Here is a 17,804-nt window from a genome sequence, read left to right as displayed (position 1 = left end):
CAAATCATTCAGTTAGCAAAAGGCTGTATTAGCCCTTCCACCAACGACGTGGCTCAACATTCTCAGGCAGAGTGTCGGCGCTGATTGTGCGCACTTCGTCATAGATCTCCTGATATGTGTCCAGACCACCGGACCACCCGTTCAGGCGCTCGCGCCAATCTTCCCAAAGTGCTGGCTGATACTCAGGCGAGCACATTTCTTCAGCTTTCTTGATCTCTTCTGGGGACAAGAATGCGTTACGCACACCGTTCTGAGCAAAGATCGTGTTTGGAAGCTGTGGATCAGACTGGCCAACGGTATTGATCAGGGCAACTTCGTTGGCTGTCTGAACGTGTGTTTGGGCCCAGTAGGACGATTCCATAACCGCATCCTGCAGATAACCTTCAAGGCCATCAAAGACAGACGCAGACATCGCTGTATGCTCTGTACCGCAGAAGAAGTTCAGGTGAACCGACTGAGACACAACAGGTGCCATGTTCGCATATGCAACAGCAGACGCCCATGTTTCCGCGCCATCAATCAGGCCCTGCTTCAGACCGTCGAGCGTTTCTTCCCATGCAACCGGAACCGGGTTCAGGTTCAGCGCTTCCATCGCGATGCGACCCAGCTGTGTACCTGTGACACGGTTCTTTGTACCGGCAAGGTCTTCAACAGATGTCACCAATGGCTTGTCTTCAAAGTTCAGGCCCATCTGGATACCGCGCAATTCAGCGTGGCTGAACAGGAACTTCAGGCCGTGACGGCGCTCATAGGGTTCACGCAGCAAACGCATGGACGCTGGCGAATACAGGAAGTGGTACTGATCCGCACGGTTACGGAACATATACGCATAGTCCAGAACGTTCAGGTAAGGCGCACCACCGGCAGAGTTTTGTGTGGAAGCCGCATAGATATCAACGATACCCTGCTGTGTCTTTTCAACACAGGACGTCTGACCACAAATCTGGTTGTCGCCGATAAACTCGATGCGAATCTCGCCGTCTGTGCGTGCTTCGAGGTCACGCGCAAATTCCAAAGCGCCAGCCCGCTCAATCAGCAGGTTACGGGCGTTGAAGCCGGATGCACCAAACTTGAGGTTATATTTTGCCTCTTTCGAGAACCGACGCTCGTATGTCGATTCTGCCGCGGACGCCAGGTTTGCAAGGCTCATTGCCCCCCCGAATGTACCCGCCGCCATCAGCGTCGAGCTCATCCCGTATTGCCCTGCCAGTTTGAACAGGTCACGGCGCGAAATGCCGCTTAGTTTATCTCCAATCATCATGTTTCCTCCCATGTTGTCGATTATTGAGACTTATAGTTTCAAAAAAGCCTAGTATAGTCTGATCGTTCTGCATAGAGTTTTTTCGAATAAATGGAGAACGATGCCGTGGAAGCCGATTTTATCATCGTAGGTGCAGGGTCCGCCGGGTGCGTCCTTGCTAACCGTCTGAGTGCAAATCCAGCGCATAAGGTAATCCTGCTTGAGGCTGGCGGAAAAGACAATAATCCTTGGATTCACATCCCCGTTGGATATTTCAAAACGATCCACAATCCCAAGGTAGACTGGTGCTACAAGACAGAGCCTGATCCAGGCTTGAACGGGCGCTCTATCGAATGGCCACGCGGTAAGGTCTTGGGCGGATCTTCGTCATTGAACGGCCTCCTTTATGTGCGTGGTCAACCGCAAGACTACGACCGCTGGCGTCAAATGGGCAACACCGGTTGGGGCTGGGACGACGTTTTGCCGCTATTCAAGCGGTCAGAGAACAACGAGCGCGGCGCTGATGAATTTCACGGAAATCAAGGAAACCTCTCTGTCTCCAACATGCGCATTCAGCGCCCCATCACGGATGCATGGGTGGCTGCCGCGCAAGCGGCGGGATATAAATTCAATCCAGACTACAACGGCGCAGATCAGGAAGGCGTGGGGTTCTTCCAACTGACCGCGCGCAATGGACGCCGATGCAGTTCCGCAGTGGCCTTCCTTAATCCAGTTAAGTCACGCGAGAACCTACAAATCATCACCCATGCGCAGGTCGAGAAAGTCGTGATCGAAGGCAAACGTGCGACCGCAGTCACCTACACCGACCGCAGCGGCAACCTGCAAACCATCAAGGCACGCAAGGAAATTGTGCTATCCGGTGGGGCGATCAACTCACCTCAGTTGTTGATGCTGTCGGGTATTGGCGAGGCAGAGCAACTTGCCGAAAACGGAATTGAGGTTGTCAAAGACCTGCCCGGTGTGGGTAAGAACATGCAAGACCACCTGCAAGCGCGGCTGGTTTATAAATGCAATGAACCCACGTTGAATGACGAGGTCAGCTCGCTTTTCGGCCAGGCCAAGATCGGGCTGAAGTACCTGATGTTCCGCGCAGGCCCCATGACAATGGCGGCCAGCCTTGCCACCGGTTTCCTCAAAACCCGAGACGACATGGAAACGCCGGATATCCAGTTCCACGTCCAACCGCTGTCAGCCGAAAACCCTGGAAAAGGAGCCGACAAATTCTCGGCCTTCACGATGTCGGTCTGTCAACTACGGCCCGAGAGCAAGGGCGAAATCAGGTTAAAGGGCAATGATCCCAGGGCCTATCCCAAGATCATCCCCAACTATCTGTCGACCGAAACCGATTGCCGCACGGTCGTTGCAGGCGTCAATATCGCGCGCAAGATCGCACGGCATGCGCCACTGACCTCGAAGATCAGCGAAGAGTACCGGCCGCATGCTGACCTGCCGATGGACGATTACGACGCCACGCTGGATTGGGCGCGCAACAACACCGCGTCGATTTATCACCCCACGGGCACCTGCAAGATGGGTAATGGCAAGGATGCGGTCGTTGATGCACAGCTGCGGGTCCACGGGATTGACGGGCTGCGGGTCGCTGATTGCTCGATCATGCCAGAAATCGTGTCAGGTAACACGAATGCACCGGCGATCATGATTGGAGAAAAAGCGTCTGATCTGATCCTGGAAGATGCGTAGGGTGGAGCGCTATGAAACAACGACAAAAAATGCAGACCTTCGACTGGTTTAACTGGCTTGCCCTTGTTGCCATTGGTGTTTTTCTCGGCTTGGTAATTGACGGCTTTGTGGACCTTGCGACCGTAGGCGCATGGGGCAGTATCCTGATGCTACTGGGGCTGTCTGCTGCGGGTGTGGTTTTCTACTTGTTCGTTGAGCGCGTGATGAACTTCATATCCATCGGGCGGTTCTCGCAGCCGCAACAACTGCAAAAACCGCGCAAGCCGCTGGCCCTTCATTTTGCCCTGCCTGTCGGCATCATCATCGGCCTGATCGGAGCACAATTTGGTTTGGCTGATCTGATCCTCTAGCGCTTAGGCAGGAAAGCCTCACCATATCCGCCCAACCTGACACCACGTCCTGTCAACTCGGCCCTTGACCCTTTCAGCGGAATCGCAAACAGTGTTTGCGATGGTTCCCGGCCGCCGAAAATGCGTCCGGGATGAAAAGGGAATACGGTGAGGAAGAGCCAAAGCGCGCCAAACCCGTAACTGCCCCCGCAACTGTGAGCGGCGAGCGACCCCGATGATCACCACTGAGCAATGCGCTCGGGAAGGGATCGGGCAAGCAGCGACCCGCGAAGTCAGGAGACCTGCCATCAAAGGGTACAGAGATGTGCCAACGAAAACTCAAACCGGGCGGGGTGTCCGGAGCGGAGATCATGATGGTGAACAAGGCTTACTTGGCCGCACAAACATGCCCTTTCGTCCCCCCGCTTATGCGCGGAGGGCTGCATGGACCGGACCACACAACACCGTATTACGGTCTGCACATCGTGTAGGCATAAGGGGACGGATTGCCGCCCCGGCTATGAACTTATCGAGAAGCTGCGCCGCGCCATTGCTGCGGCGGGTGACAGTATTTCCGAAGACTTCGCCATTTCCGGCGTGGCTTGCATGGCGGGCTGCGACCGCCCTTGCACGGTGGCCTATCACGGCACCCAAAAAGCGACGTATTTGTTCGGCGATATGACCCCCGAGGACGACATCGACGATCTGGTTGATTTCGCCAAGCAATACGCCGTCCTGCATGATGGCTGGTGTTCTTCGGTTGATCGCCCCGGCAAGCTGCGCAAATCCACGCTGGCCCGCGTACCCGCCGCGATGATCGCGCTGGAAGACAGCAAAGCGCTGGTGTCATGAGCGCGCATCTTACCGTCTCAAACGTCAGCTGGCGCCCGCACAAGCGCATCGCCCCGGTGCTGCATACGACCAGTTTTGAGGTTCAAAAAGGCCACGTTCTTGGCATCGTCGGTCCCAACGGTGCGGGCAAATCAACCTTGCTGCGCTTGCTCTACCGCTTTCAGGCACCCACGACGGGCCATGTTAAAATCAACGGTGCCGACATCTGGAAAACGCCGGCCCGGAAAGCCGCCCAACATATCGCTGCTGTTTTGCAAGAACAGGCGGCAGCCTTTGGTCTGAGCGTGCGCGAGATTATCTCGCTGGGGCGCACCCCACATCGTCGCGGCTATGGCAGCGCCGATGTCCATGACACCGCCGTAATCAACAATGTAATAGAGATGCTGGACCTGACCGGCCTTGAGCATCGTGACTTTGGCACGCTGTCGGGCGGTGAACGGCAACGGGTAACGGTCGCCCGCGCGTTGGCGCAGGAACCTGAAATCCTCATTCTGGATGAGCCGACCAACCACCTCGATATCCGCCATCAGCTTGAAGTGCTCGCTCTGATCCGCAAGCTTGATCTGACCATCGTGGTGTCCTTGCATGACCTCAATATGGCGGCGGACATCTGCGACAACATTCTGGTCCTTGAGGATGGTCATCCGCGGGGTTTCGGCACGCCCGACAGCCTGCTGACCGAGGCGCTGGTGTCCGACACGTTCCGCGTCGATGCCCGGCGCGAAAAACTGGCGCCAAGCGACACTAATCACCTGTCTTTCCACCTTCCATATTAAAGATCGTTATAATGAAACTGGCACTGACAACCGCATTTTTCACCCTCGCGGCCAGCACGGCCTTGGCCCAGACCACCGTGCAAAGCTGTGATCGCGACGTGACCTTTGACGCACCACCGCAAGCGGCTGTGTCAAACGACATCAACCTCACTGAAATGATGCTGGTTCTCGGCCTGACAGACCACATGGTCGGCTACACCGGTATTTCCGGCTGGAACAAGCTGGACGCTGCAATGCGGGCGGGTGTTGAGGCGCTGCCAGAACTATCCGAGCAATATCCTTCCAAAGAGGTGTTGATCGGTGCTGACGCTGATTTCTACTTCGCAGGCTGGAATTATGGCATGCGCGTCGGTGGCGATGTCACGCCTGAAACGCTCGCACCCTTCGGTATTCAGGTCTATGAGCTTACCGAAAGCTGCATTCATATCGGGCAGGTCGGTGACAAAGACGCAGCGTCTATGGACGATATGTACACAGATCTGCGCAACCTGGGTGCGATCTTCGGGGTGCAAGACCGCGCTGCGGCGCTTATCGCTGACTATCAGACCGACCTTGCGGCTTTTCTGGCCGATCTGCCGCCCCTGCCCCAAGCCCCGCGCGTCTTTGTCTACGACAGCGGAGAGGACGCGCCTTTTACCGCGGGTCGCTACGCCATGCCCAACGCGCTGATCGAGGCGGCGGGCGGTGTGAACATCATGGAGAATTTCGAGAAAAGCTGGACCACCGTCGGCTGGGAAGCCGTGGTGGAACGCAACCCGGAAATCATCGTCATCGTGAACTATGGCGAAGTCACTGCCGCGCAAAAGCGCGATTTCATGATGTCGAACCCGGCCTTTGCCGATCTCGACGCCGTTAAGAACGACCGCTTCGTGGTGCTGGAATATGTCGAGGCCACACCGGGCCCGCGCAACATTCAGGCGGTCAAAACACTCGCTGCTGCGTTTCGCGCAGACTAGGCCATGGATCAGGCCGACAGACAGATCACGACCCTCAGCCCGCATAAGGCACGGCTGCGGCTGACCTTCGGGCTGGGTTTTGTGGCGCTGTTTTTGTCTTTGTCCGTCGCGGTAAGCGTCGGCGCGGTCTCTGTGCCGCTTCCGACAGTCTGGGGTATTCTTGCCAATAAAATCGCCCCCGGCCTCGTCACCGCCGACTGGTCGGCGGGGCGCGAAGCCATTGTTTGGGACATCCGGTTTCCGCGCGCGATCCTGGCCTGTCTGGTCGGTGCGGGCCTCGCCATCGTGGGCGCCAGCCTACAGGCTGTGACGCGCAACCCGCTGGCTGACCCGCATTTACTGGGTATCTCGGCAGGGGGTGCATTCGGCGCGATCCTTGCGCTGCTACACACCGGGTTATTCATTGGGCTTTTGACCGTGCCATTCATGGCCTTCATCGGCGCATTGGGTGCGACCCTGATCGTCCTTGGTGTTTCTCAATTCGCCTCGGCCACCAGCGCCGACCGGCTGGTTCTGGCAGGCGTTGCCGTATCCTTCATCGTCATGTCAGGTGCAAACGTCCTGATCTTTCTGGGCGATCCACGCGCCGTTCACACGGTTGTCTTCTGGATGCTTGGCGGCCTTGGCCTCGCGCAATGGAGCCAGTTGATCTATCCGCTTGTGATCCTGCTGGCCTGCGGTGCCTATCTTTGGGCCAACGCCAGCAACCTGAATGCCATGACGGTCGGGGACGAGACAGCATCAACCCTCGGCATCCCCGTCGGACGGTTTCGGCTGACCGTTTTTGTCGTGGGTGCGATGATCACCGGCGTCATGGTCGCCTTTTCAGGCATCATCGGTTTTGTCGGACTGATGATCCCGCATATCGTGCGACTGATCGTCGGCGGCGACTACAGACGGGTCTTGCCTGTCTCAGCGCTTTGCGGCGCGATCTTCCTGCTTTGGGCGGATATTTTTGCGCGCACTGTCATGGCCCCCGACGACATCCCTATCGGGATCGTCACCGGGTTGATCGGCGGGGTGTTCTTCGTCTGGCTTCTGCGTCGCAACCCGATCTAATCGGCAAGGTATTTGGCCAGCAAATCCAAGACCGGCACCTGCGCCGACAACCTGTTGGCCAACAAGAACATGCCGCCGAATTTGCGTTGCAACAGCAGCACATCAATCGGTACGGGCGGTGGCACAAACCCATCCTCGGCCAGCGCCTGCCCTGCGGCCTGCATCTGGCGCGACAGATCAGGCTGACGGAAATCAAACACCGGTTCCAGACGCAACGCATCAAAGACCAGCCGGATCATTGCCACGATTTGCGCCGCGTGTTCGGGCTGCGTCTCGGCGCTGATAAATCCGATTTCTAGCGCTATCGTGTGGATTCTATCCGCATCATCGGCCACGCCTGCTTGCAGCAAACGGCGATACTGCCCGATCAAATCCCGAGGCAGCGCGCGCGCCGCCCCGAAATCCAGCAATACAATGCGGCCTGTCTGATCATCATAAAGATAGTTGGCAAAATTCGGATCGGTCTGCATCGCGCCAAAATCAAAGAGTTCGCGCAACGTCAGATCAATCAGATCAGCAGCAAGCCGGTTCCGGGTGGTCTGTGGTAAATCGGTCGCTTGTTCAATCGGACGACCCGACACAAAGGACATGGTCAGCACATCGGCCGTGCTCCAGTCGGCATGAAACTCAGGCACCGTAAATTGCGGCAACTCAGCCACCAAAGCGCCAAACTGCACCAAATGATCCGCCTCACGCTGATAATCTGTTTCCTCGTGCAACTGCTTGCGCGCTTCTTCCAGATAGGGGGCCAGTTCAAACCCTTTAGGCAGCAAGCCAGACATGCGCATCAGCGCGCCGACATTGCTGACATCGCTATCAATGCTCTTTGCGACACCGGGGTATTGCACCTTGATTGCCACATCGCGACCGTCTTTCAGCTGTGCGCGATGCACCTGCCCGATCGAGGCTGCTGCGATGGGACGCACATCAAACTTCTTGAACTGCCCCAGCCACCCTTGCGGCCATTGCGTATTCAAAACCTGCTTTAGCTGGGCAGGCGGCATGAAATGCGCATCGTCCCGCAGCCGCGCCATAATCTGCGCCAACTCAGGCGGCAACACATCGCCGGTATCCATCGACATCAACTGCCCGATCTTCATCGCAGCGCCCCGCATCTGGGCCAGTTGATCCGCCACACGCGTGATGTTGCGCGGCGTCAAAAGCAGGTTGCGCATCGAAGGGCGTTCGCCCCGCCCCAACTGCGCAATCCCGTTCAGCGCCATATTCCCGGCGATACCCGCGGTCATCGACCCCAGCTTGCCAAAGCGCACGGCGCGATTGGCGGGGACGGGCATGGCCCGGGCGATGCTTTGTTTCTCTGGCATGATCCAGACCTAGCGCTAAGCGTGCGCGTTACAACGGTGGTTACTTATAGTGTTCGCGACGATCCCCGAAATTACGCACGCGCTTGCGCCATGCCTTATAGCTGCCGGGGCGCAGGTTGGCGCGCATCAGGGCCTTCACCTGTTTTTCGGCGATCCCATACTGCCGGGTGATATCTGCAAAGCTGACGTGATCGGACAGTGCCATTTGCACAATCTCGCTGATCTGTTCGGGTGGGAATGCGGGTGTCTTAGCCATATCAAGGGACTTAGAGGCGAAAACGGCCAAGGCAACTTGCGACCTTTGGTCATTGGTGGTGGTCAGACGCGTCACGGCAGCTAGCTCCAGACTATGACAATGCAAACGCCATCCCCTTTCATGCGGCTTTTCCGTCTTGCTCTTGGTACCCTGCGCCCGCCTCGGGGACGCGGGCGGATCGCGCTGGCCTTTACATATGGCGTAGTCTGCCACACGATTTTTGCGCTGGCGGTCCTTGCGATGATAACCGCGATGTTCTTTGGCATGAGCGCAAGCTTGGGTCAGGTCCCTGCCCCGTGGTCATATCTGGCAAATGCAGCATTGATCCTGCAATTCCCGCTTGCCCACTCAGTCCTGCTAACGGGGCGTGGCCGACGGATTTTGACACGTCTGGCACCGGGCAAACACGCAGACACGCTTTCAACCACTACCTATGCGATTATCGCATCGGTTCAGTTATTGGCGCTCTTTGCCATGTGGACACCCAGCGGCGTGATCTGGTGGCAGGCCGAGGGTGGCGCATTCGTGCTGCTGTGCCTGCTTTACGCCACCGCATGGCTGCTGCTGATCAAAGCCAGCTATGACGCCGGGGCCGAAGTGCAGTCCGGTGCGCTTGGTTGGATGTCATTGGCACAGAACATAAAACCAGTGTTCCCGGATATGCCCACCGGTGGGCTTTTCAGGATCATTCGTCAGCCGATCTATGTCGCCTTCGCACTTACGCTTTGGACAGTCCCGGTTTGGACACCTGATCAATTGGCCGTAGCGATCATACTGACAATCTACTGTCTTGCCGCGCCAAAGATGAAAGAAAAGCGGTTTCAAAGCCGCTATGGCCCCCGGTTTGAGGCTTACAAATCGCAAGTGCCTTACGCTGTTCCGGGGCTGACGCGGGACCGCCCGAAGATTTGCGATGACGTCTGACATGCAACAGATGGCACATGTCGTTGCGTCAGGCGCAAGGCTGTCTGACGGGCCCAATCACTGTGCGGGCAAAAGATGTCTTTGCTTTCGCCCACCGCACGCACCCTTCACCCTTCCGCAAGCTGTCCGACGCTAGTGTCTTGCTTGGATATCCAACCAAGGGGCAACCACAACGCCCCGACCAAGATCAGGTTTCGCTTGGGCTTACAGACCACCCCATCAGGGTGCAAAGCCAGCGATTGCTCCGATGGACTGCATCACGCAGCCGTCGGTTACAGAAACCGTGCAGGCGGGCCCGCCCCCTTCTTGATCTGTTCATATGTAACGCAAAGCAGCCGCGCCGGGTCGCCCAACCACTGGGCTGCCGGGCTATTTGTGCTGCGTATTCACCAATGCGGTGGGCGCTGGTCGGCCAGTGGCACGGTGCCGCCAGCATCCAGATCGCGGGTCGCCTCGCGCTCCATCAGCATAGCCAACCGCCGTGTGGCTTGGGCCAGTTCACCCTCTTGCCGTGCGACAATATCTGACAATTCCTCAACCGCGCGGGTCAGGTGAGCGATTTGTTCTTCAAGATGTGTCGTGTCTGCCATACGCGGTCTTTACACGGCTTGTTTGCTTTCGAAAAGAGCGGGCAGATCACCCAGCGCTTTCGCCTCATCAATCAGCCCGCCAAAATCGGCGTCCAGTATCCCAGCCAGTTGATCAAAGCTGTCGATGACAAAATACGTCGGCTGCACGATATCAATCCGGTAAGGCGTGCGGAACACGGTCAGCAGATCAAAGTCCTGCATCAGTGGCTTGTCTGACATCGCATGGGCGGCCTCTGCCGGAGAGGACACAATGCCCGCCCCATAGGCGCGCAACCCGGCGGCGGTGCGGATCATTCCAAATTCCACTGTGAACCAAAACAGGCGGAACATGTGCCACGAATAGCCTTTGCCCAGCGCCTTGGCCCTTTTACCGAACCCTTCGATGAAATCGGCGTAGGCCGCGTTGGTCAGCATTGGGCAATGGCCGAAGACCTCGTGAAACAGGTCTGGTTCTTCGATGTAATCCATATGCTCGGGTCGCCGCAGGAAGGTGGCGACGGGGAATTTGCGTTGGCTCAGCAGGTCGTAGAATTGCGATGGCGGGATGATGGCGGGCACGCCGTAGGCGCCAGCGCCAGTCAGTGCATGCAGCCGTGCGTCGATGTCCTTGACCTGCGGTGTCTTGTCGGCGTTCAGGCCCAGTTTGGCGACTCCGTCCATGTATTCGGGGGCGACGATATCGGGTAAGGATGCCATCTGCCGGTCAAACAGTGTGGCCCAAACCACATCATCCTGCGCGGTGTAGGGGTAATAGCCGTCGGCATCGGGCAAAAGCGAAGTATAGGTGGTATCTTTGGGCATAGCGGTCCTCCTTTGCAGATATTTTGAACCGCCATTGTCGAATAATACCTTTGAAATGCCTGATTTTTGAGTCTTTATGGCAAGATGATAGGCGGATTCGCGTGATATATGGAATTTTCTGATCAAGAACGCAGATTGCTGGTGGCGATGCAGGCGAATGCAGCGGCCTCCTTGGCGGAACTGGCCGACAAGGCGGGGATTGCGACCTCGACCGTTTGGCGCAAAGTGCAGGAGTTTGAAAAGCTGGGGCTGATCAAAGGCCGTGTCGCCCTTTTGGACCCCGCAAAAGCAGACGTCCGTTTGTGCGTTTTCGCGACTGTCCGCCTGTCTGACCACGGCGAGGCTTCGATTGCCGGGTTCGCCACCGTCATTGATGCGCACCCCCAGATCATGGAGGCGCATGCCGTATCGGGGACCGCCGACTATATCCTGAAAATCCGATGCCGCGATGTCGAAGCCTACGAAGCGTTTATGACCCATACGCTGTTGCGCTCGAAGTTCGTGAAATCGGTGGTGTCGTCATTCAGCCTCAAAGAGTTGAAATATACGACTGCATTGCCCCTGTGACATTGCCGGGTTAAACGGCGCGGGAATGAAATGCGACCGGCAGGATCAATCCAATGGCCAAGATGAAAAAGCAACCGCGCCCCAAGGCTCAGACGCCCAAGGGGTTTCAGGATTATTTCGGTGCAGAAGTCACCCAGCGCACCGAGATGCTGGCAAAGATCGCGGCGGTCTATCATCGTTACGGGTTTGATGCGCTAGAGACCTCAGCGGTCGAAACCGTCGAGGCGCTGGGCAAATTCCTGCCCGACGTGGACCGCCCGAATGAGGGTGTGTTCGCTTGGGAAGAGGACAACGACTGGCTTGCACTACGTTATGACCTGACCGCCCCTTTGGCTCGTGTTGCGGCCCAGTATCGCAATGATTTGCCGTTTCCTTATCGCCGCTATGCGATGGGGCCCGTGTGGCGGAATGAGAAGCCCGGGCCGGGGCGCTTTCGTCAGTTTTATCAATGTGATGCGGATACGGTTGGGTCGGGTTCCGTGGCCGCGGATGCCGAGATTTGCGCGATGTTATCCGATACGCTGGAAGCCGTGGGGATCGCGCGCGGCGACTATGTGATAAGGGTGAATAACCGCAAGGTGCTGAATGGTGTGATGGAAGCTGCTGGTTTACATGACCCTGTAGATCCTACCAAATTCGAGAAAGAGAGGGGCATTGTCCTCAGAGCCATCGACAAGCTGGACCGTTTGGGACTCGGCGGTGTTCGCGCCCTTTTGGGAGATGGGCGAAAGGACGAAAGTGGAGATTTTACAGAAGGCGCAAAGCTAAGTGAAGATCAAATAAAGGTGGTCCTAAGCTTTCTGGATGCTGGAAGCGACGAAGTTAATCTGGCCAACGAAGATAAGAGACAAGACTACGAAAAGTGGATCGATCTCGATAAGCACCTGACAGAACAGGATCGAAAGGTCTTGTTTAACCTTTTCAACATTCTACGCGACACGGCGACGGGTTCGGAAGCCGTTTTAGAGTTGAAAGAAATAGCAACTCTATGTCGGAGCCAAGGTTACGGCCCCGACCGCATCGTTATCGACCCTTCCGTCGTCCGTGGTCTCGGCTACTACACCGGTCCCGTTTACGAAGCCGAACTCACCTTTGAGATCACCGACGACAAAGGCCGTCCGCGAAACTTTGGCTCTGTCGCTGGCGGCGGTCGCTACGACGACCTCGTCAAGCGCTTTACCGGGCAGGAAGTGCCGGCAACGGGTGTGTCGATTGGTGTGGACCGGCTGCTGGCCGCTTTGCGTGCCAAGGGCCAGACCGGTGCTGCGACGGTTGGTCCGGTGGTTGTCACCGTCATGGATCGTGACCGCATGGCGGATTATCAGACGATGGTTGCAGACCTGCGCAACGCGGGTATCCGGGCCGAGGTTTATCTGGGCAACCCCAAGAACTTTGGCAATCAGTTGAAATATGCGGATAAGCGACAGTCCCCGATCGCCATTATTGCGGGCAGTGATGAATTCGACAAAGGCATCGTCCAGATCAAGGACCTGATCCTTGGGGCCGAGATTGCCAAGAACGCCACCTTGGAAGAATGGAAAGACCGCCCCAGTCAATACGAAGTGCCGCGCGACCAGATGATCGCGAAGGTCCGTGAAATACTGGACACGCACAGCTGATGCCCACTTCGCCCGAAACATTGAAAGAAGCGCGCCGTCTGCGCGATCTCTTTGCCGCCAAGGGCGCGCAGGTGATCAAGGCGGATGTGCTGCAACCAGCCGACACACTGCTGGACCTTTATGGCGAAGATATTCGTGCGCGTGCTTATCTGACCTCTGATCCGCTGCGCGGTGAGATGGTGTTGCGCCCTGATTTCACGGTTCCCGTCGTGCAGATGCACATGCAGACGCATGCTGATCCGGCCCGTTACACCTATGCGGGCAAGGTGTTCCGCAAACAGGAAACCGATGAAACCCGCGCCAATGAATATGTGCAGGTGGGCTATGAAGTGTTCGACGGCCAAAACCCCGCCGCTGCCGATGCCGAGGTGTTCGCCGCGATTGCAGAAGGATTGGCGGGCTTGCCTGTGCGGGCCGCAACCGGCGACATTGGCGTACTCATGGCTGCCGTGCGTGGTCTGCGCACGACCGACGCGCGCAAGGCAGCGCTGCTGCGTCACATATGGCGGCCCGTCAGGTTTCGTGCACTGATGAAACGGTTTGGATCGGGCAAGGTGACGCCAGCGCGAGAGGCGCTCTTGGCAGCGGACGACCCGTTTGCGCAGGCAGGGCCCGACATCGGTTTGCGCAGCCGCAACGAGGTTGCCGACCGTATCGCAGCCTTGCGCGCTGATGCGGCTGCCGACCCCATTGCGGCAGAAGAGATTGCGTTGATTGATGCCATTCTAGGCCTGCGGGAAACGGCACCGAATGTGCTGAGTGCCTTGCGTGACATCGCAGTGGATATGCCCGCAATTGGCGATGCGGTTGCGGGGATGGACGCGCGGTTGGATGCGATGGCCGACAAGGGTGTCGATGTCGGCAGCCTTGAATTTGAAGGTAGCTATGGCCGCACATCTCTGGAGTATTATGACGGCTTTGTCTTTGGTTTTTATGCCAAGGATCGCCCTGAACAACCGCCTGTTGCAACGGGTGGACGCTACGATGCGCTGACTGCCCATCTGGGACAAGGTCGCGCCGTGCCTGCGGTGGGCGGTGTGATCCGCCCTGATCTGGCTTTGGGATTACGCTGATGTTGAAGCTTGGTGTGCCTTCCAAGGGCCGGTTGATGGAAAAGACATTTGATTGGTTCGGCGCGCGTGGCATTGGCCTGCGCAAGTCCGGGTCTGATCGCGAATATGCCGGTGCCGTTGATGGGATTGATGGTGTTGAACTGGTCTTGCTGTCCGCCGGTGAAATCCCGCGTGAATTGGCGGCAGGCAACATTCATCTCGGCGTGACGGGGTCCGACCTCGTGCGGGAAAAGCTGGCCAATTGGGATATGCGGGTCGCTGAACTGGCCCCGATGGGGTTTGGCGGCGCGGATCTGATCATCGCTGTCCCGCAGGCCTGGGTTGATGTGACAACGCTGGATGATCTGGATGCGGCCGCTGCCGCGTTCCGCCGCACGCATGGTTTCCGGTTGCGGATCGCCACCAAGTATCACCGGCTGGTGCGGGACTTTCTGCGGGATCAGGGCGTGGCGGATTATCAGCTAGTGGATAGTCAGGGCGCCACTGAGGGCACGGTAAAAAACGAAACGGCTGAGGCGATTGCCGACATCACCTCAACCGGGGAAACACTGCGCGCGAACGGCCTGAAGATTCTGGATGACGGGCTGATTCATGCCAGCCAAGCGACCCTGTTCAGGGGCCGCCGTCATAACTGGACGGATGCACAACGGGCCAAGCTCAAGGCTTTGCAGATGGTGCTGGGTGTTTAATTCAGGCCTTTGCTGCCTGCGCTGCATCGCGGCAGGCTCTTTCGAGGGCGCTGGGCGCATGGCGGGCCGTTGAAATTCCGTCAGTGCCTGCGACAGCATCCGCTGCGGTAGAGGCCATGCTGTAGGTATAGACCTGTGTGATCCCTTTCAGCGCTTGGCGGCACAATGCATGCACCACCAGATAATCCAGATGACTGCCCAAAAGCCCCGCGCCCTGTTCTTCGGCCCCTGCCGCGTTGCGTTCGCAGGCCCCGGCGTCCGTTGACAGGAATGACCGGCAGATCATCGGGCGGGCGTCATAGGCGCGGCAACTGCGCGTTGCAGGATCAAGGGCGGGGCACGCCTCTGGGTGCCAATCGCGCCCGTCGGGTTGACCTTTGAGAGGTGTGATAGCCGTGTGGAGTTGTTCGGCCTCAAAGCCCGTGATCACGCCCCCTTCGCCGCCTGACAGGATGCAACAGAAGGCGCAGCCTTGGACGCAAGCAGCATTTTTCACCGCCTCGGGTGGCGTTTTGAGGATTTCGTCGCGCACCGCATGTCCCAACCGCCATGCGGCCTGACCGCTGGCCATTTCGCCAACCACCTCTTTGACGGGCATTGCGTAAGTCGCAGCCGTTTGCAGATAGGATGTCAGGATACGCTTGCCGCGTTCCTCAAGCGCTTTGTCCACGCCCTTCACCTTGGCCTTTGCCACACGGTTTGCCAGATCAGCCACTGTCAAAGCGGCTGACTTGCTACCCTTTTGGGCCAGCCTGCGGGCTACGCGTGGGGAGGTTGGTTTCATCGGTGGCTGCCTTTTGTCTGGCGCTGACTATAGAGGGGCAACACCCATCGTCCAGTCAGGCGTTCAAGCCATCGCGCAGGAAACGCCGCAGGATTTTTCCTGAGGCGGATTTGGGGATTTCATCGACGAAATGGACCTCATGCACCTGTTTGTAGTGGGCCAATTGCGTATCGAGGTGGGCTTTGATCGCCGCCTCGTCTGGGGCCGGATCACCGGCGACAACAAAGGCGATTGGCAACTCGCCTGCGTCCTCATCCGGCAGGCCGATGACGGCGGCGTCGGTGATCCCTTCCATTGCGACCAGCGTGGCTTCCAACTCGGCCGGGGCAACTTGGAAACCTTTGTATTTGATCAGTTCTTTCAGGCGATCGGTGATGAACAGGTAGCCATCGCTGTCAATCTTGCCGATGTCACCGGTGCGCAACCAGCCATCCGAGGTGATTGTTTCTGCGGTCGCCTTCGCGTTGTTCAAGTAGCCTTGCATAACCTGCGGGCCTTTGATCCAAAGCTCGCCCTCTTCACCCGCCGCAAGGTCTGCACCCGTTTCGATATGCACGATGCGGCAGGCCGTATTGGGAACCGCCAGACCAGCTCCGCCCGGGCGATTGGCTGCGCCGGGCGTGACATGCGACACCGGGGCAAGTTCAGTCATGCCGTAGCCTTGCAGTGAAATGCAATCCAGCCGCTGCGCCACCGCCTCGGATAGTTCTGCCCCCAAAGGTGCGGCCCCGGAAAAGACCTGTTCGATGGATGACAAATCGTAGTTTTCGACCAGTGGGTGTTTGGCAAGCGCAAGCGCGACGGGGGGAACGATCCACATGCGCCGCGACTTATGATCCTGACAGATCTGCAAAAACAGCGGCAGATCAAAGCGTGGTAGGGTCACAATGGCACCGCCTCCGGCCAAATGCACATTCATCAGCACGGTCATGCCGTAGATGTGGAAGAATGGCAGGAACCCGGCCGCCACTTCGCCAGGCTGGAACTGTGCGGCGGCGATCACCTGATCGACATTGATCACAAGATTGCGGTGCGAAAGCATCACGCCTTTTGGCAGGCCTGTGGTGCCCGACGAGTATGGCAAGACGACGGTGAATTCATCCAGATCGACCGGCACCTGTGCGCTGACCTCATCGCCAAAGAGGGCGGCGTAGTCCGGCGTGCCGATGGCGACGACGGGTGTGTCGCCAGCGCCTTCTTTTGCGGTGTCCATGAAGTCCGGAATCGTAATCAGGATTTCTGCATCTGAGTCGGCCAGTTGATGCGCGACTTCATGCGCGGTGTAGGTTGGGTTCAGTGTTGTGATCGTGCCACCGCCCCACGCGACAGCGTGAAAGACAACACAGTATTCAGGGATGTTAGGGGCCATGATGGCAACCGTATGCCCTGCGCCAAACCCGGCAGCCGCCAACCCGCCTGCCATGCGTTTGACCTGATCCATGAACGCAGCGGCAGTCATGGTGCGACCAGAGGGACCATCGGTCAGGACCACTTCGTCAGGTCGGTTCTCAAGGCCTTGAAAGATGCGCTGGGTGATCGTCAGATCGGATGCGGCGACATCCGCAAAGGGACTGGTGAAAATGGTCATGCTGGCTCCTCCTGTGCCGGATCATGGCACAGCGAATGCCGCCTGCCTAGCGGACGCCGATGCTGGCCAGTGCTTTGGAGAGTTCAGGGGGAAGTGCTTCTTCGCCTTGCCGTCCTTCGGGCAAATCGCGCGGCGCATCTGCGACAGGCAAGTAACGCCAGCCTTGGAAAGCGCGCTTGGGCGTTGCCTCAACCCGGATCAGACCGGGTTTGCACACGATGGCACAGCGGCGGATACCATCGGCAGAAAGGTATTCATCAAGCCGCAGGATCGGTTGGCGGCACAGGATCACGCCTTTGATCACCCAAAAGATCGACCCGCCACTGAGGATTTCGTCGCCCCGCTTGGGCCACATCCGGGTGATGTGGCGCGGCAGCCCGTCATCGGTCTGCGCGCGCTTTGTCGCTTGCCATGTTTCCAGCCCGACAACGTCTTCGGTGCCGACGGATAGTTTTAGCATATGGACAGTGTTCGACATCAATCCCCCCCGGGATACGCTTTAGATAAGGCGCGCAGATCACTAATCAACAGAACCTGCGAGAAAGGTTTATGTGGTGTATGTATTGAGATCAACCACTATATGTGGTAGAAATTATGCCTGCGGCGATATCGACACCATTTCGCCATTCCAATGTGAAACCCCACCCCGTAAGA

Annotated in this window: 19 protein-coding genes and 1 riboswitch; of the genes, 11 read left to right on the top strand and 8 right to left on the bottom strand. The window is 57.8% G+C overall.

The genetic code is table 11. The features are described 5' to 3' along the window. Window positions 1–28: 28 nt before the first annotated feature. Window positions 29–1,261 (bottom strand): TRAP transporter substrate-binding protein, encoded by a 1,233-nt coding sequence (locus MWU60_RS06825; protein ID WP_247226483.1) that lies wholly within the window; start codon window positions 1,259–1,261, stop codon window positions 29–31. Between the two features lie 90 nt (window positions 1,262–1,351). On the opposite strand from MWU60_RS06825, the gene MWU60_RS06820 reads away from it, so the two are divergent. The 6 genes from MWU60_RS06820 to MWU60_RS06795 all read left to right on the top strand — a co-directional run bounded on the left by MWU60_RS06820 (window position 1,352) and on the right by MWU60_RS06795 (window position 6,934). After that, entirely contained in the window at window positions 1,352–2,962 is a 1,611-nt protein-coding gene (locus tag MWU60_RS06820) for a choline dehydrogenase (RefSeq protein WP_247226481.1), read from the top strand. Window positions 2,963–2,973: 11 nt separating this feature from the next. Beyond that, a complete protein-coding gene (locus MWU60_RS06815) occupies window positions 2,974–3,312 on the top strand; it encodes a hypothetical protein (protein WP_247226478.1) in 339 nt (112 codons plus the stop codon). 84 nt (window positions 3,313–3,396) lie between these two features. Then, window positions 3,397–3,616, top strand: a riboswitch (cobalamin riboswitch). 119 nt (window positions 3,617–3,735) lie between these two features. After that, entirely contained in the window at window positions 3,736–4,143 is a 408-nt protein-coding gene (locus MWU60_RS06810; RefSeq protein WP_247226476.1) for a DUF1636 domain-containing protein, read from the top strand. Beyond that, complete coding sequence (locus tag MWU60_RS06805; RefSeq protein ID WP_247226475.1) at window positions 4,140–4,919, top strand: ABC transporter ATP-binding protein; 780 nt, start codon at window positions 4,140–4,142, stop codon at window positions 4,917–4,919. The genes MWU60_RS06810 and MWU60_RS06805 overlap by 4 nt, the downstream gene beginning before the upstream one ends. A gap of 11 nt (window positions 4,920–4,930) precedes the next feature. Next, on the top strand, window positions 4,931–5,875 hold the full coding sequence (locus tag MWU60_RS06800; RefSeq protein WP_247226473.1) for an ABC transporter substrate-binding protein: 945 nt from the start codon (window positions 4,931–4,933) through the stop codon (window positions 5,873–5,875). A gap of 3 nt (window positions 5,876–5,878) precedes the next feature. Beyond that, entirely contained in the window at window positions 5,879–6,934 is a 1,056-nt protein-coding gene (locus MWU60_RS06795) for an iron ABC transporter permease (RefSeq protein WP_247226470.1), read from the top strand. Here the strand turns inward: MWU60_RS06795 and MWU60_RS06790 are convergent. Beyond that, a complete protein-coding gene (locus MWU60_RS06790) occupies window positions 6,931–8,259 on the bottom strand; it encodes an AarF/ABC1/UbiB kinase family protein (protein WP_247226468.1) in 1,329 nt (442 codons plus the stop codon). The genes MWU60_RS06795 and MWU60_RS06790 overlap by 4 nt on opposite strands. 40 nt (window positions 8,260–8,299) lie before the next feature. Then, the gene (locus MWU60_RS06785) at window positions 8,300–8,515 is read right to left on the bottom strand and encodes a DUF2805 domain-containing protein (protein ID WP_247226466.1); all 216 of its coding nucleotides are present in this window, start codon (window positions 8,513–8,515) and stop codon (window positions 8,300–8,302) included. Between the two features lie 120 nt (window positions 8,516–8,635). On the opposite strand from MWU60_RS06785, the gene MWU60_RS06780 reads away from it, so the two are divergent. Next, window positions 8,636–9,439 carry an isoprenylcysteine carboxylmethyltransferase family protein gene (locus MWU60_RS06780; protein WP_247226465.1) on the top strand — a complete coding sequence of 268 codons (804 nt, stop codon included), beginning with the start codon at window positions 8,636–8,638 and terminating at the stop codon, window positions 9,437–9,439. 386 nt (window positions 9,440–9,825) lie between these two features. On the opposite strand, the gene MWU60_RS06775 is transcribed toward MWU60_RS06780, so the two are convergent. Then, the gene (locus MWU60_RS06775) at window positions 9,826–10,029 is read right to left on the bottom strand and encodes a SlyX family protein (RefSeq protein ID WP_247226464.1); all 204 of its coding nucleotides are present in this window, start codon (window positions 10,027–10,029) and stop codon (window positions 9,826–9,828) included. A 9-nt stretch (window positions 10,030–10,038) separates the two neighbouring features. Beyond that, window positions 10,039–10,830 (bottom strand): phenylalanine 4-monooxygenase, encoded by a 792-nt coding sequence (locus MWU60_RS06770; RefSeq protein WP_247226463.1) that lies wholly within the window; start codon window positions 10,828–10,830, stop codon window positions 10,039–10,041. A 108-nt stretch (window positions 10,831–10,938) separates the two neighbouring features. On the opposite strand from MWU60_RS06770, the gene MWU60_RS06765 reads away from it, so the two are divergent. From MWU60_RS06765 to hisG, 4 genes are read left to right on the top strand one after another with little or no spacing between them, the layout of a single operon-like run. Next, complete coding sequence (locus MWU60_RS06765) at window positions 10,939–11,397, top strand: Lrp/AsnC family transcriptional regulator (protein ID WP_247226462.1); 459 nt, start codon at window positions 10,939–10,941, stop codon at window positions 11,395–11,397. Between the two features lie 53 nt (window positions 11,398–11,450). Continuing rightward, window positions 11,451–13,016, top strand: a complete 1,566-nt coding sequence (hisS, locus tag MWU60_RS06760; RefSeq protein ID WP_247226460.1) for a histidine--tRNA ligase — start codon at window positions 11,451–11,453, stop codon at window positions 13,014–13,016. Continuing rightward, a complete protein-coding gene (locus tag MWU60_RS06755) occupies window positions 13,016–14,089 on the top strand; it encodes an ATP phosphoribosyltransferase regulatory subunit (RefSeq protein ID WP_247226459.1) in 1,074 nt (357 codons plus the stop codon). The genes hisS and MWU60_RS06755 overlap by 1 nt, the downstream gene beginning before the upstream one ends. Continuing rightward, window positions 14,086–14,778, top strand: coding sequence for an ATP phosphoribosyltransferase (hisG, locus tag MWU60_RS06750; RefSeq protein ID WP_247226865.1), 693 nt, complete (start codon window positions 14,086–14,088; stop codon window positions 14,776–14,778). The genes MWU60_RS06755 and hisG overlap by 4 nt, the downstream gene beginning before the upstream one ends. 1 nt (window position 14,779) lies before the next feature. On the opposite strand, the gene MWU60_RS06745 is transcribed toward hisG, so the two are convergent. The 3 genes from MWU60_RS06745 to MWU60_RS06735 are packed head-to-tail and all read right to left on the bottom strand — an operon-like array spanning window position 14,780 to window position 17,628. Then, on the bottom strand, window positions 14,780–15,562 hold the full coding sequence (locus MWU60_RS06745) for a YkgJ family cysteine cluster protein (protein WP_247226457.1): 783 nt from the start codon (window positions 15,560–15,562) through the stop codon (window positions 14,780–14,782). Window positions 15,563–15,617: 55 nt separating this feature from the next. Further along, window positions 15,618–17,150, bottom strand: coding sequence for an AMP-binding protein (locus MWU60_RS06740; RefSeq protein WP_247226451.1), 1,533 nt, complete (start codon window positions 17,148–17,150; stop codon window positions 15,618–15,620). A 46-nt stretch (window positions 17,151–17,196) separates the two neighbouring features. Continuing rightward, the gene (locus tag MWU60_RS06735; protein ID WP_247226449.1) at window positions 17,197–17,628 is read right to left on the bottom strand and encodes a DUF1489 domain-containing protein; all 432 of its coding nucleotides are present in this window, start codon (window positions 17,626–17,628) and stop codon (window positions 17,197–17,199) included. Window positions 17,629–17,804 lie beyond the last annotated feature (176 nt).

The organism is Yoonia sp. F2084L (assembly GCF_023015625.1).
In the GTDB taxonomy this organism is placed as follows: Bacteria; Pseudomonadota; Alphaproteobacteria; order Rhodobacterales; family Rhodobacteraceae; genus Yoonia.
Note: the sequence above shows the minus strand (reverse complement) of the source record. Positions and strands in the feature narration are given on the sequence as shown.